The following is a 14469-nucleotide window of genomic DNA, read 5'->3' on the forward strand; positions in this document are numbered from 1 at the left end:
TCACCTCCCTAAGCAGCCTTCTGGCCCGAAAGCCTGGCTTCGGTTTCTTCGAGCATCTCGCGGGCACCGGGAGACGCCTTCATCTCCTTGCGCACATCAAGGAAGCGTTTCTCAGCCCACAGAGGAGCGAAGATCGCAACGTCATAGAGCTGGGCAAAAACCTTGCCCCCCTCGTCGAATGTCCGTGCAAGGATCCGCAGGGTGAACGCCATGGTCATGAGGACGCCCGAGGCACCCCAGCCTAGAACGGCACGCATGGAGTGGATGAAGGTCTCGAGCGGGATCGCGATGAAGGTCAGCGCGAAGGGCAGGATGAAGCCCATCCCCATCTGCGCCGCCGTCGTGATCCACAGGAAGCTCGCCTCCTGCGCCACTTCCCCGCGCAAGACCGCAGCGGTGGCGAGCTCGTCCTGGAGGAGAAGCTCGCGCATATAGGCAAGGCCCGCTTCCACACTGGCCAGCGAGAGGAGCAGCGTGAAGCTGACAATCGCAAGCCGGGTCCGCACTTTGTCCGCAAGCGAAGCGATGACCGGGAAGAGCGAGGTGATCCGCAGGCACTCCATCAGGAACAGGCCCATGGAAAGCTCGACCAGGATAATGACGAGGGCGGCTATATCGGCCGTCTTGAAGCTGCCGATATAGGTGTTGCCGCCGACCATCTCGGACATCGGACGGGCGATGAGGTGGAAGTTCACCACCGCGCCGCCGGTCGCGACGAGAAGGACGAGACCCGCAATGAAGAACTGGACGAGGGCAGAGCTTTGCAGCGCCATGGCGGCCTGGTCCGTGTCCTCGTGGATCTCCTCGAACTTGCGCATCGATTCATCCACAACGGCCGCGCGCTCGTTCAGGGTCTCGACCCGTGTCTTCACTTGGCCCAGCAGCCTGACGCTCTCACGCCAGCTCGGGGCCATGTCGTGGAGGTGCTTGTGACGCATACGGCAGTCTTCGCGATAGGCCTTGTTGGCCTCTTCGCCTGCCTTCTTGAACGAGCCATGGATCGACTCGAGAACCTGACGCAGGACAGGTTCGGCCTTGTCCGGCACGGCGGCAACGGCCTCGACCGCATCGGCCCAGCCCGGAGGGGCCGGCGGGTTGGATGCAGATTTGGCGTAGTCCTCATCGAGCCTGGTTGCGTGACCCGCCAGCTCCTGATGCAGGGTCGGGTAGTCGCCGAGATCGCGGTGCACCTTGTCGGCAAAGCGCTCGTATTCGCGCTCGACCATGCGCGCGGCAGCCTCCCGGCCTGCGGAGAGAAGGACCTCGCGGTTCCTCTGCACAAGGCGCGTCCGCACGCTGACCAAGGTGCGCGAGGCGAAGCGCAGCCCCCCGGCGATCGCCTGGCAGGCTTCGAGGATGACATTCTGGATGGGCGCTCTTGCCATGTAGAGCGCCATGACGATCCCGGCCGCCAAGGCCGCGGTGCCGGCGATACCGCCGGAGAAAAGACTGAAATCGGACAAGGGTAGCCCCTCCCGTGAAAACCCATCGCCCACCCGAACGCTCCGCCGGAGCCGAACGCCGTCCCGCCCTGATTGGATGGCAGGACTGGGGAGGGACGCGGGCGGGAAACGGGCGAAATTGGGGCGGCGGCGCAAAGCCTTGCTTGGCAAGGGATTGCGCCCCCTACACGGAAGGGGAAACCATCGCTAAATGGAGACCGTGACCCAGATTTCGGAAATAGACGCGCGCTCGCGAAGCATTTTCAAGACGCTGGTCGAGACTTATCTCGAAACCGGTGAGCCTGTGGGCAGCCGTACGCTCTCGCGCCGCGAAGGGGTTGATGTTTCCCCTGCGACAATCCGCAACGTCATGGCGGACCTGACCGAGCTTGGGCTGCTCGAGGCGCCTCACACATCGGCAGGCCGCCTGCCGACCGAACGTGGTCTGCGGCTTTTCGTCGATGGCATGCTCGAAGTAGGCGAGCCGACACCGGAGGAGCGGGCGGTTCTCGAAAAACAGGCTGCTGACGGAGATGCCCAGGGCGTGCTCGACAGCGCCGCGGACAAGCTCTCGGGCCTCACGCGCATGGCGAGCCTCGTCATGGCGTCGAACAGCGACCGCCCCTTGAAGCACCTTGAATTCATCAGGCTCGATGACACGCGGGCGCTGGCCGTGATCGTCGACGCCGCAGGGGATGTCGAGAACCGCCTGATCGAGCTGCCGCCGGGCATGCCCGCTACCTCGCTGATCGAGGCGGCGAACTATCTCAATGCCCAACTCAGCGGCCGCACCCTCAAGGAGGCCCGCGAGCACGTCCTCCAAGAGATCGAGCAGCGGCGGACCCAGCTTGATGACCTCACCGCGGAGCTTGCCAAGCGCGGGATTGTCGAACTGTCGAACCTGCCCGAGCGGGGTGGGCGCCAGCTCATCGTGCGCGGACAGAGCAACCTCCTCGCCGGGGCGCAGGACGACCTCGAGCGGGTGCAGCAACTCTTCGACGAGCTGGAACGCAAAGAGGGACTGATCGACCTCCTCGAAGCGGCGCGGGAAGGCGAAGGGGTGCGGATCTTCATCGGCGCCGAGAACCGGCTTTTCAGCCTTTCGGGAAGCTCCGTGGTTGCTGCTCCGTATCGGGACAGCGATCGCAACATCATCGGCGTGCTCGGTGTCGTCGGCCCGACACGCCTCAACTATGGGCGCGTGATCCCACTCGTGGATTATACTGCCGACCTCGTCTCGCGGATGATCCGGTGACTGCAGCGCGGGGCTTGAAGCCCCGTTGGCCTTCTCCACATGACATGCGCGTCACGGGAGGGGTGCTGATGAAAGCCTTCGGAATGGCCTGCTTGTCGCTCCTTGGGAGCGCGTTCGCCCAGCCAGCGATCGATTTCTCGGGCGTCCAGGAGGATCTCGCCGGGGAGCCGACGCGGGTCCTTGTCCTTGGTACGACGCATATCAACCAGCTGGAGCCCGAGCAGTTCCCTCTCGAGAACCTTTCGCTCCTCCTGAACAGGCTCGAGGCTTTCGCCCCCGACTTCATCGCGGTGGAGAATATTTCCGGCCAGAATTGCGAGCTCCTCGTTCGGTACAAGGATGTCTATCCGGGCGTCGCTGATCAGTACTGCCCCGACACGGAAAAGGCGCTTGCGAGCCTCGGGATGACGATGCCCGAAGCCACTGTCGCGCTATGGCAGCTTCGGGACGGCCGGGAAGGCGCGCGCTCTGCGGCGGACAGGCGACGGCTTGCCGCGCTCTATCTTGCAACTGGCAACCCCTACAGCGCGGTCGTGCAGTGGTATGCGCTGCCTGAAGACGAGCGAAAGCTGGGTGATGGCCTGACCGAAGAGCTGATCGCGGAGATCGACAAGAGGACCGCGTCGCGCAACGAGAGCAACGTCATCGCAGCGGTGCTGGCCCACCGTCTCGGCCATGACCAGGTCTGGCCGATGGATGACCACTCCGCCGACCGCATCCTGATCAGGGCGGAAGAAAATCCGTTCCCCGCCCTGAGCGAGCATGTGTGGAGCGCCGAACCCGAGGGCCGCGCCTTCTACGAGAAGAGCCTGTCGCTCCTTCAGACCCCGGAGGGTGTCCTCGAAGCCTATCGCCGGCTCAATTCGAAGAAGGCGCAGGAGCTCACGATTGCCGGCGACTTCGGCGGCGCTGCTGCTCACAGTACTGTGACGCGGACCTATGTCGCCTGGTGGCAGGCAAGAGGGCTGCGCATGGCAGCGAACGTGGTCGAGATCGCAGGCAGCAAGCCTGAAGCCAAGGTGCTTGTTATTGTCGGCGCGTCCCACAAGGCGTATTTCGACGCTTATCTCGACCAGATGCACGATATCGAACTGGTCAGCGTGGACCAGATCCTGAACGACTAGCCCGTGTAGAGAACAAGAGTGTCAGGCGTCGTCTCGCGACGCTCGAACCGGTTGAGGCCATTGACCCCGAACAGGCTGATGTCGAGCTTGTCGTCGGGCAGCACCACGATCCGCAGGTCTCTGAGTTCGATGTCGCCGATCGTCAGCACAGGGAGCGTAGCGGGTGCGCCGAGGACTTCGCCATTGGCTGTCGAGAAGGGTACGCGATAATCGCGCTCCCTTGGCCTGATTCCGGCCTTGCGGGCGTCGCTGGCCCGCAAGGTCACGATGCTCGCCCCGGTGTCGACCAGCATCCGGGTCGAACGTCCGCCGATCTGCGCATCGAGCACGAAGTGACCATCCCGCTGGGCATCCACCACCACGCTCACCGGAGCGCCGCCTTCACGAACGACTTTCTGCGGCATGGGCGCCCGCAACGGATTGAACCTGCCCTCGTCATCGAAGCTTCTCAGCCCGAAGAAAAGGATCACGGCAGCAACCGTACCCAGGGCGAGAAATCCGTTGTTCTGCAAGACGAGGTCCCTTCCGTGGCCAAACACACCGTTTCAGATAAACACGTTTGGCGCAAAACGCACGGGAGACGAAGGTGAAGCTTTCAGCAATAGCCGGGGTTCTCGGCTTTCTGGCCGTTGCGCTCGGCGCGTTCGGTGCGCATGGGCTGGAGGACCGGCTGGGTCAGCAGGAATTGGGCTGGTGGCAGACGGCAACGCTCTACCTGCTTGTTCACGCGGCTGTCTCAGCAGCTCTTGGAACGGGTGACAGCCGCTGGCATCGCGCAGGGTGGCTTATGGCGGCGGGAGCTGCCCTGTTCTCCGGGACGCTCTACGCAATGGCGCTGGGAGCGCCGACCGCGCTTGGTGCGATCACGCCGGTTGGCGGTCTCCTGATGCTGGCAGGGTGGGCGAGCCTGGTCTGGTCAGCGCTCAGGGTCTAGGCCGAGAACGGCGCCCATGCCGTAAAGGCCCGGCTCCTTGCCGATCACCCATCTGGCCGCAGCGAGCGCGCCCCTCGCGAAGGCATCACGGCCGAGGGCGGTATGGCTGAGGGAGACGGTTTCGCCCTCGCCCAGGAAGCTGACATCATGTTCGCCATAAACGCCGCCACCACGACGGACGGCGAAGCCGATTTCTTCCGCACGCCGCTCATCGTCGCGGCCGTGGCGTTCGAAGCGCGCAGCTTCCGAAAGCGCCGTACCGCGCGCGCGGGCTGCCGCTTCTCCAAGCAGAAGCGCGGTGCCTGACGGGCTGTCTTTCTTGTAGCGGTGATGGGTTTCGAGAATTTCGATGTCGAAGCCTTCAAGGCTTCGCGCAGCTTCTGCAACGAGGCGCTGCAGGAGCGCGATGCCAAGCGACATGTTCCCCGACTGGACTATGGGCACATGGCGCGAGGCTTCACGAACCGCCGCCTGCTGATCATCGTCGAGGCCCGTCGTCCCCGTCACGAGAGGTATCCCGTGCTCTTGGCAGTAGGCGGCAGCTTCCGCCGTTCCTTCGGGGGAAGAGAAGTCTATCAGAACGTCAGCGGCACCGTCTTCCCGAGGAGGAAAGTCCTGGCAGTCGGCGAGGGCCTTGATGGCCCGGCCCATGCGGCCAGCGCCGCCGAGGAGTGCGATCCGCATCTTATCCATCCGTGCCGTTGAGCTTGTCCCAGAACGTCTTGGCCTTGCCGAGGAAATCGTTCGACTTCGGACAATCCTCACCACCGCCTTCTTCGCAGAACTCCCTCAGGAGCTCTTTCTGTCTCGCTGAGAGATTGGTCGGCGTTTCGACCTTGAGTTCGACATACATGTCGCCACGGGTCTTGCGGCGAAGCTGGGTCATGCCGGAGCCTCGCAGCCGGAATTTCGTACCGGTCTGGCTGCCCTCGGGGATCTTGATCTTGATCTTGCCACCCTCGATCGTCGGCACGTCGATTTCCCCGCCGAGCGCCGCTGTCACCATCGGAACATGGGCCTCGCAATAGAGGTCTGGGCCGTCGCGCTCGAAAAGTTCGTGGTCATCAACGCTGACGAAGAGGTAGAGGTCGCCGAACGGCCCACCGCGCAGGCCGGCCTCTCCTTCGCCGGTGAGGCGGATGCGCGTGCCGTCTTCGACGCCGGCGGGCACTTCGACCTGCAGCGTCCGGGTCTTCCGTACACGGCCCTGGCCACCGCAGTTCTCGCAGGGGTCGGCGATGACCTCGCCCTGGCCCTGACAGGTGGGGCAGGTGCGCTCGACCGTGAAGAAGCCCTGCTGCGCGCGGACGCGGCCAGCGCCGCCGCAGGTGCCGCAGGCTGTCGGCTGCGTGCCCGGCTTGGCGCCAGAGCCCTCGCAAACGTCACACGCCTCGGAAGAGGGGATCGTGATCTCTTTCTTCACGCCCTCGAAGGCTTCGCGGAGGGAGATCTCGAGATCGTATTTGAGGTCGGCCCCTCTTTGTGCGGAGGAGCGCTGGCGCGTGCGTGCGCCGCCCCCGCCCATGAAGTCACCGAAGATGTCCTCGAAGATGTCGGAGAAGGCCCCGGCGCCGCCGAAGCCGCCGCCCATGCCTCCGCCAGCACCACCCATGCCGCCGTTCTGGAACGCGGCGTGGCCGAAGCGGTCATAGGCCGCTTTCTTCTGCTCATCAGAGAGGACCTCGTAGGCCTCGCCGATTTCCTTGAATTTTTTCTCGGCTTCCTCGTCCCCGGGGTTGCGGTCCGGGTGGTATTTCATGGCGAGCTTGCGGAAGGCCGACTTGATCGTCGCCGGGTCCGCGCTCCGCTCCACTCCGAGAAGGTCGTAATAGTCTTGTGCCATTGATTACTCACTGCCCACCGAAAGGACATCGGACTGCGGATGGCTTTCGTCGAGAGAGACAAATTCGCCGCCATAGACTGTCAGAGCGCGGCTGCTAGTCCATTCGATGCTACCGGACTGGCCTTCGAAGACAGCGAACCTGTCGTCAGGGCCTAGCTCGTTTCCGGCTTCATCGACCAGGATCCAGGTCGCGTAGTCTGTCGTCGCACCGCAATCGACGATGTCGATCGCCGCAGAGAAGGCGCCATCGGGCGACGTCACCGCGGATCTGATGTCGTGGCCACATTTCCCCGAAAGCGAGGTACCGTCACACGCCCCCAAAAGGAGAGCAGAGATCAGGATGCTTTGCTTTGGCATGGCTCACTCGCTCGGCTGACGCCATCTCGGAAACCGGGACCCATCTACGAGAAAAGCCGGCTAGGCCGGCCCCGAGGGTCCCGGGCAGCGCTTTCGCGCTGTCCGGGATGACGGTCGGGCCGTCTTACTTCTTCTCGTCGCCGTCGACTTCTTCGAAGTCGGCATCGACGATTTCGGCGTCCTGGGCCGCGTCGGCTGCTGCGTCCGCAGCGGCTGCGTCGGCTTCGGCCTGGGCGTTGCCCTCGCCGTAAATCGCTTCGCCGAGCTTCATCGAAGCCGTCGCGAGAGCCTGGGTCTTCTCGTTGACCTCGTCAGCCGTGACGTCGTCTTTCTCGAGGACCTGACGGACTTCCGCGATCGCTTCCTCGATCTGCTTCTTCTCGGCGTCGCCGATCTTGTCGCCATGCTCCTTGAGCGAGCTTTCGGTCGAGTGGGCGAGGCTTTCGGCCTGGTTCTTGGCCTCGACCAGCTCGCGGCGGGCCTTGTCGGCTTCGGCGTTCGCCTCGGCGTCCTTGACCATTTTCTCGATGTCGGCATCCGAGAGGCCGCCCGACGCCTGGATGCGGATGGATTGCTCCTTACCCGTCGCTTTGTCTTTCGCAGACACGTTGACGATACCGTTGGCGTCGATGTCGAAGGTCACTTCGATCTGCGGCACGCCGCGCGGTGCAGGCGGGATGCCGACGAGGTCGAACTGGCCAAGCAGCTTGTTGTCGGCCGCCATCTCGCGCTCACCTTGTGCCACACGGATGGTCACCGCGGCCTGGTTGTCCTCGGCGGTCGAGAAGACCTGGGACTTCTTGGTCGGGATGGTCGTGTTGCGGTCGATGAGGCGGGTGAAGACACCGCCGAGAGTCTCGATACCGAGCGACAGCGGGGTGACGTCGAGAAGGAGGACGTCCTTCACGTCGCCCTGCAGCACACCGGCCTGGATGGCGGCGCCGCGGGCCACGACTTCGTCCGGGTTCACCCCTTTGTGGGGTTCCTTGCCGAAGAAGTTCTTCACCGTCTCCTGCACCTTCGGCATCCGGGTCATGCCGCCGACGAGGACGACTTCACCGATATCCGAAGCGGTCAGGCCGGCATCCTTGAGCGCGGCTTTCATCGGTTCGATGGTGCGCTTGATGAGGTCGTCGACGAGGCTTTCGAACTTGGCGCGGGTCAGCTTGACGTTGAGGTGTTTCGGACCCGTCGCGTCAGCGGTGATGTAGGGAAGGTTCACTTCGTACTGCGAGGCAGACGAGAGCTCTTTTTTCGCCTTTTCGGCTTCTTCCTTCAGGCGCTGCAGGGCGAGCTTGTCCTGGCGCAGGTCGATGCCTTGGTCTTTCTTGAACTCGTCGGCGAGATAATCGACGATCCGCAGGTCGAAGTCTTCACCACCGAGGAAGGTGTCACCGTTGGTCGACTTCACTTCGAAGACGCCGTCGCCAATTTCGAGGATCGAGACGTCGAAGGTACCACCGCCAAGGTCATAGACCGCGATCGTCTTGGCATCCGACTTGTCGAGGCCATAGGCGAGCGCCGCCGCCGTCGGCTCGTTGATGATGCGCAGGACATCAAGACCCGCGATCTTGCCGGCGTCCTTGGTCGCTTGGCGCTGGGCGTCGTTGAAGTAGGCGGGGACGGTGATGACGGCTTGCGTCACCTCTTCACCGAGATAGCGCTCGGCGGTCTCTTTCATCTTTTGCAGGACGAAAGCCGAGATCTGGCTCGGCGCGTATTTCTCGCCCCGGGCTTCGACCCAGGCATCGCCATTGTCGCCCTTGACGATCTTGTAGGGGACCATCTCCTGGTCCTTCTTGACCGTCGGGTCGTCGTAGCTGCGGCCGATCAGGCGCTTGATCGCGAAGAAGGTGTTTTCAGGGTTGGTGACAGCCTGGCGCACCGCCGGCTGGCCGATCAGGCGCTCACCATCATCGGTGAAGGCGACCACCGAGGGGGTCGTGCGGGCACCTTCCGCATTTTCGATAACCTTGCTCTCGCCGCCTTCCATGACGGCGACGCACGAGTTGGTCGTACCGAGGTCGATACCAATGACTTTTGCCATGGGTCTGTTTGTCTCCTTGTAGCGGGCCACTGTTGCCGGATCCTGCCCAGGCCTCCGACGAATGGGCCCCTGTTGGACATCCAAAAGGGTCGTGCCGAAGGCTCCCTCCGGCAGCCACAGGCATGTGGTGACCTTTTCGGCAGGATGCAACGGGTCGGCCCCGCGATTCGGCAAATCTTCTCACCGGAATTTTTGCGTCCGGCAGCAAGGCGTTTTGCCGTGTCTTGTGGAGCGCTCCGCGCGCCCGAAGTGTTCGCCGCCGGAAACGAGACAACGGAGTTTTTCCCATGGCGGACACGAAATACCCGCATCTCTTCGAGAGCCTCACCTTGGGGTCATTGGAACTGCCGCACCGGGTCCTGATGGCGCCGCTGACGAGGAACCGCGCCCGAGCCGATGGAGTGCATAATGTCGAGCTTGCCAGCACTTATTATACTCAGCGGGCGGGAGCGGGCCTGATTGTCTCCGAGGCGACGGAGATTTCCCCTTTGGCGAAAGGCTATATCGATGTGCCGGGCATCTACCGCGATGCCCATGTCGATGCCTGGCAGAAGATCACCGACAGCGTGCACGAAGCGGGCGGCCGTATCTTCTGCCAGCTCTGGCATTGCGGCCGGATCAGCCACACCTCGCTGCTGCCCGAAAACCAAGTGCCGGTTTCAGCCTCCGCCATCCGCGCCGACGCGCAAGTGTTCACGCGGAATGGTTTCGAGGATTGCTCCCAGCCCCGCGCGCTCGAGACCGAAGAGATCCCCGGCGTCATCGCAGAATACAGGCACGCGGCGGAGATGGCCAAGGCGGCAGGGTTCGACGGTGTCGAAGTGCATGCCGCCAATGGCTACCTGCTCGACCAGTTTCTCCATCAGCATACAAACAATCGTAACGACGCCTATGGCGGCTCGCCGGAGAATCGCGCCCGGCTGGCGGCGGAGGTCGTCGAGGCTTCTGCCGAGGTCTGGGGCGCCGACCGGGTCGGCATCCGGCTTTCGCCAACGGGCAAGTTTTCCGACATGAACCCCGAAGGCATGGAGGAGACAGTCGAAGCGCTCTTCAAACGGATCAATCCGATGGGTCTTGCCTATCTCCATGTGGTGGAAAAATTCCCCGGTCTCGACGTGACGGAGGAGGAGCAGGCAACCCTCGATCGCCTGCATGACAAGTGGGCCGGAACCTATATCGCGAACGGCGATTTCGATGCCCAGAAAGCGGAGGAATGGATTGCGCGCGGGCGTGCCGATGCGGTGACGTTCGGACGCCTCTTCATCGCGAATCCGGACCTGCCCGAGCGTTTCCGCCGGAACGCCAAACTCAATGAGCCAAATCCGGACACGTTCTATGGCGGTGGGGCCGAGGGCTATACCGACTACCCGTTCCTCGACGAATAGATGGCTTTGATTCTTCCTGTAAGGTTCTCTTGACAGTTGGGCATGTAAGGGCTACCTGACACACACTGTCAGGAGGACCTTACATGCTTCGTCGTTCCATTCTCAAGGCAGGCGCCGCGTTTCTCGCTCTTTGCGCCTTGCCCGCGCAGGGCTTCGCAGGTCCCACGGATGGGCCGGGCTGGACCAAGCGCATCGAAGTGAATCCGCAGGGCAAGGGGCGGGACATCGTCTTCGTGCCCGGCCTGACGTCATCACCAAAGGTCTTCGCGAGGACCACCCGCGACCTCCCCGGCGAGCTTCACTTTGTCACGGTGAAGGGTTTTGCGGGGACCGAAGCGCCTGCAGAACTCGATCCCTTCGTCCTGCCAGCTGCCATGGCTGTCTCTGATTATCTCGAGGCGGAAGGCATCACGGATGCTGCGATCGTCGGGCACTCGATGGGAGGTATCGTGGCGATGCTCGCGGCGAACGACACCGACCGTGTCAGCCGTGTGCTGATTGTCGACTCAGTCCCCTTTCTTCCCGCCCTCTTTCAGCCGAATGTCAGTCCCGAGGCCATCGCAGCGACGCGTCCTCTGATGAAGCAACAGATGAAGAACCTGACGCGTGAGATGTGGATGGCCACGGTGCGCCAGGGCCTTCCCGGCCAAGCAATCAGCCAGGAGGCCCGCGAGCGTATCCTGAAAGCCTCGGGCGATTCCGATTTCGAGGCGGCCAAGGCTGCGTTTGTCGATCTAATGACTACGGATTACTCCGCTGACTTCGAGGCTGTCACTGTGCCCATTACGGTGCTCGTTCCGTATGACGAACGCTCCGGCTTTGCGCGGGACCTCGTCGTCTCGCGCTACGAGGCTCAGTACGCAGATGTTCCTGATGTCGAGATCCGGGTGATCGACGACAGCCGCCATTTCATCATGTTCGACCAGCCGGATGTCTTCCGCGCCGAGCTCGAGCGCTTTCTCGCCAAGGAGGACTAAGCCGTGAAATTCACCACTGTTGATTTTCTCACTATTCTCGCAGCAATGGTTGTCACAGCGATCGTCGTTGCCGTCCAAGTCCTGACCGACGGCAGCCGCGGATCATTCAGCGCCATGGTGATCGTCATTTTCGCGACCCTGATCCCGATGCTGCTCCGGGCAAGGGCACGTGGGAAGCGCGGCGAATGAGCCCGTTCCGAAGCAAGCGCTACTTCCGGGAATTCTCCCTTGCCATGGGATTCTACGTTGTCGCCATCATCATCCGCGGCGCCGTTGATCTCGAGGCGATGCCGAAGCCTTTGAGCCTCACGCTTCTCTTTGCGCCCGTGCTGGCGACCATTCTTGTTACCATTGCCATTCTTCGAGCGGTCTTCACGATGGACGAGGTCCAGCGCCGGGTGATTACCGAGGCGTGTCTCGTCTCCATGGTGATCGTCGGTATGGGGAGCTTCGGCTACGCCCTCGTCGCCGAGGATCTCTGCCTCGTCGAGATCGATCTCATCTGGGTCTGGCCTGCGCTGATCGGCGTGGCGGGGATCGCGCAGTGCATCAACACCCTGCGCCTGCGGTAGGCCCACGGATGAAGAACCGTATCAGGGACCTGCGTCTGCAAAAGGGATGGAGCCAGGGAGAGCTCGGCGAGAAGGTCGGCGTCTCCCGCCAGGCGATCAACGCAGTGGAGAGAGGCAAGCACGACCCCTCTCTTCTCCTGGCTTTCAAGCTGGCCGACGCCTTCGACCTCAAGGTCGAGGACCTTTTCGCCCCTGACCTTGGCGAGCGCTCCTAGGAAGTGGCTTCGTCGCTTTCCTGTGAAGGGGTCCCAGCGCCTGCACCGGTCGAGACTGTCACCATCGCCGCGCGGATGACCCGGTCGCCAATGACGAAGCCGGGGGCGGCGACGTCGACGACATGGTCCTTTGGCTCGCCGTTGCCCGGAACCTGCGCGATGGCCTGATGGATGTTCGGGTCGAACTTCTCACCCTTGGGCTCTATGCGCTGGATTCCGTGGCGGCCGAAAACGGTGATCAGCTCTTTTTCCGTCATCCGCAAGCCGTTGACGAGACCTCGGAAGCCTTCCTTGTCCATGTCGGCGGGGTCTTCGGGTGCCAATTCCAGAGCGCGGGCGAAGTTGTCCGCGACGGACAGGAGATCGCGCGCGAAGGTGGTGATGCCGTATTTCGCGGCTTCAGCCTTTTCCCGATCCGCCCGCCGACGCGTGTTCTCGAGCTCGGCGGCGAGCCGCAGGGCGCGATCCTTCTCCTGCTCGAGTTCTTTCTGCAGCTCGGCGATGCGCTGTTCGGCAAGCTCCTTGATCTTGCCGCCATCAAGGGCTTCATCCCGGAGATGCTCGGGAATCTCGATTTCCGGTGCGCCAGCCGGTTTCGGCTGCTGCTGTTGTTCGTCCGCTGCCGCTTGGTTGTTTTCGGGCGCTGGACCTTTGGTTTCGCTCATGCCGGTAAACCTGTTCTGTAAACTGGGGAACGCGGCATGTATCCTTCCAAGCAAGGCGGTTCAAGCGGAGGCATCGCATGCGCGAAATCTATCTGGTGACAACAACGACAGCCTCTGAGGATGATGCCCGGAAACTGGCGCATGCAGCGGTGGAGGAGCGCCTCGCCGCCTGTGCTCAGATTTTCGCGATCGAGAGCGTCTATGTCTGGGAAGGCGTCAAGCAGGAGCGTGAATGGCGGGTCGAGTTCAAGACCACCGACGAGCGCGCCCAGGGGTTGATGCGGCGGCTGATGGAACTGCACCCCTATGAAGTGCCCGAACTTGTCGCGACCCGGCTGGCTGGCGCGAGCGAGGCCTACGCCGCTTGGGTGATCGATACGGTCCTTTAGAGAGGCTGCATCAGCGCCGGAAGCTGGCCAAGATCGGCGCCAGATGCGCGCATGAAGAAGCGGCGAGCAGGGTCGACCCGTTGCACCGCCGCAAGTCCCAGGCCGCGCAGGTGCTTGAGCGGGCCGAAATTGTTCGAGAACAGGCGGTTCAGCGTGTCGGTGCCGACGGCCATCGACGCTGCATCGAAGCGCCGCCATTTGTCGTAGCCGCCCAGCACGGTGCCATGGCCGATGTCGAGCCCCGTGTCCCGTGCCTCGACCAACGAGTGGCAGAGCGCTGCGATGTCCTTGATGCCGAGATTGAAGCCCTGGCCCGCGATCGGGTGGATGCCGTGTGCCGCATCCCCGGCAAGAACGAATCGTTCACGGACCAATTTTGGTGCGTAGAGAAGTGATAGCGGATAGCTCTGTCGCGGGGTCGCCAGCGACAGCCCGCCCAAATGGTCGCCAATACGCTCCCGCGCAGCGGCGAGGAAGGCGTCGTCATCCATGGCGAGGAAACTTTTTGCCGAGCGCGTCTTTTCCGTCCACACGATCGAGGAGTGATTGTTCCGCATAGGGAGGATTGCGAAGGGGCCGTCCGGGTAGAAGACTTCGTGGGCGACCCCGTGATGCGGCCTTTCATGGGCGATGTTGAAGATGATCGCCGTCTGCGGATAGCTCCACTGCAGCACCTGCATGTTCATCAGCGAGCGGAGCGGCGAGAATTTCCCGTCGCAGGCAGCGAGCAGCAGCGTTTTTTCTTCCGTGCCGTCCGAGAGGGTGACCGTACCGTGACCCTCGGTCTTCGGCGCTGCGTAGCTCTCGACGCTGACGCCCCAGCGCTCGGTGATGTTCGATGTCTCGGCCGCCGCTGCGAAGGCTGCGATCAGGTCGGCGTTCTCGACGATGTATCCCAAGGCCGGCTCGTCCATCTCCGGGTCATGCTCGCCGAGAAGGCTCGCCGGGAAATGAAGCTGGCCGCCGGTCAGCCCGCCGCGCCGGAAGCGGTCGCGCGGATTGCCGTTCGAGACCATGATGTCGGTGATCGGCTCGGCCTTGGCTTCGAGGTCGTCCCAAAGGCCAAGGCGCTTGAAGAGCCTGACGCTGGCATAGGCGAGGGCGGTCGTCCGTCCGTCATGCACCGGGGCGCCCGGCGTCGCCCGGTCCACCTGCAGCACCGAGAAGCCGCAATGATCGAGGGCCAGGGCCATCAGCCTGCCGGTGAGGCCCGCACCGGCCACGCACACATCGAAAGTCTTGCTCATCAGGGGCACCTAGTGCG

At 63.1% G+C, this 14469-nt stretch carries 17 protein-coding genes; 9 read left to right on the top strand and 8 right to left on the bottom strand.

Annotation, left to right across the window (positions count from 1 at the left end):
- Positions 1-8: 8 nt before the first annotated feature.
- Positions 9-1463: a hypothetical protein gene (locus tag IE053_RS07910; protein ID WP_189574344.1), complete on the bottom strand. Its 1455-nt coding sequence runs from the start codon at positions 1461-1463 to the stop codon at positions 9-11.
- Positions 1464-1662: 199 nt separating this feature from the next.
- Between IE053_RS07910 and hrcA the strand changes: the two genes are divergently transcribed.
- Both hrcA and IE053_RS07920 read left to right on the top strand, forming a co-directional pair.
- Positions 1663-2697: a heat-inducible transcriptional repressor HrcA gene (gene hrcA, locus IE053_RS07915; protein ID WP_229786107.1), complete on the top strand. Its 1035-nt coding sequence runs from the start codon at positions 1663-1665 to the stop codon at positions 2695-2697.
- Positions 2698-2741: 44 nt separating this feature from the next.
- Positions 2742-3821 carry a DUF5694 domain-containing protein gene (locus IE053_RS07920; RefSeq protein WP_189574350.1) on the top strand — a complete coding sequence of 360 codons (1080 nt, stop codon included), beginning with the start codon at positions 2742-2744 and terminating at the stop codon, positions 3819-3821.
- On the opposite strand, the gene IE053_RS07925 is transcribed toward IE053_RS07920, so the two are convergent.
- On the bottom strand, positions 3818-4333 hold the full coding sequence (locus IE053_RS07925) for a retropepsin-like aspartic protease family protein (RefSeq protein ID WP_189574354.1): 516 nt from the start codon (positions 4331-4333) through the stop codon (positions 3818-3820). The two genes, IE053_RS07920 and IE053_RS07925, sit on opposite strands and share 4 nt — an antisense overlap.
- A gap of 74 nt (positions 4334-4407) precedes the next feature.
- Here IE053_RS07925 and IE053_RS07930 point away from each other — a divergent pair, with 74 nt between their 5' ends.
- Positions 4408-4755: a DUF423 domain-containing protein gene (locus IE053_RS07930; RefSeq protein ID WP_189574357.1), complete on the top strand. Its 348-nt coding sequence runs from the start codon at positions 4408-4410 to the stop codon at positions 4753-4755.
- On the opposite strand, the gene dapB is transcribed toward IE053_RS07930, so the two are convergent.
- The 4 genes from dapB to dnaK form a co-directional block, all read right to left on the bottom strand.
- Complete coding sequence (gene dapB, locus IE053_RS07935) at positions 4738-5448, bottom strand: 4-hydroxy-tetrahydrodipicolinate reductase (protein WP_229786108.1); 711 nt, start codon at positions 5446-5448, stop codon at positions 4738-4740. The genes IE053_RS07930 and dapB overlap by 18 nt on opposite strands.
- Positions 5441-6598: a molecular chaperone DnaJ gene (dnaJ, locus tag IE053_RS07940; RefSeq protein ID WP_189574360.1), complete on the bottom strand. Its 1158-nt coding sequence runs from the start codon at positions 6596-6598 to the stop codon at positions 5441-5443. Before dnaJ ends, dapB begins: the two co-directional genes overlap by 8 nt.
- A gap of 3 nt (positions 6599-6601) precedes the next feature.
- The gene (locus IE053_RS07945) at positions 6602-6955 is read right to left on the bottom strand and encodes a hypothetical protein (RefSeq protein ID WP_189574363.1); all 354 of its coding nucleotides are present in this window, start codon (positions 6953-6955) and stop codon (positions 6602-6604) included.
- 124 nt (positions 6956-7079) lie between these two features.
- Entirely contained in the window at positions 7080-9002 is a 1923-nt protein-coding gene (dnaK, locus tag IE053_RS07950; RefSeq protein ID WP_189574378.1) for a molecular chaperone DnaK, read from the bottom strand.
- A gap of 287 nt (positions 9003-9289) precedes the next feature.
- Between dnaK and IE053_RS07955 the strand changes: the two genes are divergently transcribed.
- The 5 genes from IE053_RS07955 to IE053_RS07975 all read left to right on the top strand — a co-directional run bounded on the left by IE053_RS07955 (position 9290) and on the right by IE053_RS07975 (position 12151).
- Positions 9290-10387 (top strand): alkene reductase, encoded by a 1098-nt coding sequence (locus IE053_RS07955; protein WP_189574381.1) that lies wholly within the window; start codon positions 9290-9292, stop codon positions 10385-10387.
- A gap of 83 nt (positions 10388-10470) precedes the next feature.
- On the top strand, positions 10471-11364 hold the full coding sequence (locus IE053_RS07960) for an alpha/beta fold hydrolase (protein WP_189574383.1): 894 nt from the start codon (positions 10471-10473) through the stop codon (positions 11362-11364).
- 3 nt (positions 11365-11367) lie between these two features.
- Positions 11368-11553: a hypothetical protein gene (locus tag IE053_RS07965; protein WP_189574385.1), complete on the top strand. Its 186-nt coding sequence runs from the start codon at positions 11368-11370 to the stop codon at positions 11551-11553.
- A complete protein-coding gene (locus IE053_RS07970) occupies positions 11550-11936 on the top strand; it encodes a hypothetical protein (protein WP_189574387.1) in 387 nt (128 codons plus the stop codon). The genes IE053_RS07965 and IE053_RS07970 overlap by 4 nt, the downstream gene beginning before the upstream one ends.
- An 8-nt stretch (positions 11937-11944) precedes the next feature.
- Positions 11945-12151: a helix-turn-helix transcriptional regulator gene (locus IE053_RS07975; protein ID WP_189574389.1), complete on the top strand. Its 207-nt coding sequence runs from the start codon at positions 11945-11947 to the stop codon at positions 12149-12151.
- On the opposite strand, the gene grpE is transcribed toward IE053_RS07975, so the two are convergent.
- Positions 12148-12816: a nucleotide exchange factor GrpE gene (gene grpE / locus IE053_RS07980; protein WP_189574392.1), complete on the bottom strand. Its 669-nt coding sequence runs from the start codon at positions 12814-12816 to the stop codon at positions 12148-12150. The genes IE053_RS07975 and grpE overlap by 4 nt on opposite strands.
- A gap of 77 nt (positions 12817-12893) precedes the next feature.
- On the opposite strand from grpE, the gene cutA reads away from it, so the two are divergent.
- A complete protein-coding gene (gene cutA / locus IE053_RS07985) occupies positions 12894-13205 on the top strand; it encodes a divalent-cation tolerance protein CutA (RefSeq protein ID WP_189574395.1) in 312 nt (103 codons plus the stop codon).
- Here the strand turns inward: cutA and IE053_RS07990 are convergent.
- Positions 13202-14452 carry a UbiH/UbiF/VisC/COQ6 family ubiquinone biosynthesis hydroxylase gene (locus IE053_RS07990; RefSeq protein ID WP_189574398.1) on the bottom strand — a complete coding sequence of 417 codons (1251 nt, stop codon included), beginning with the start codon at positions 14450-14452 and terminating at the stop codon, positions 13202-13204. The two genes, cutA and IE053_RS07990, sit on opposite strands and share 4 nt — an antisense overlap.
- Between the last annotated feature and the right edge of the window lie 17 nt (positions 14453-14469).

Source organism: Parvularcula lutaonensis (genome assembly GCF_014651915.1).
Lineage (GTDB): Bacteria > Pseudomonadota > Alphaproteobacteria > Caulobacterales > Parvularculaceae > Parvularcula > Parvularcula lutaonensis.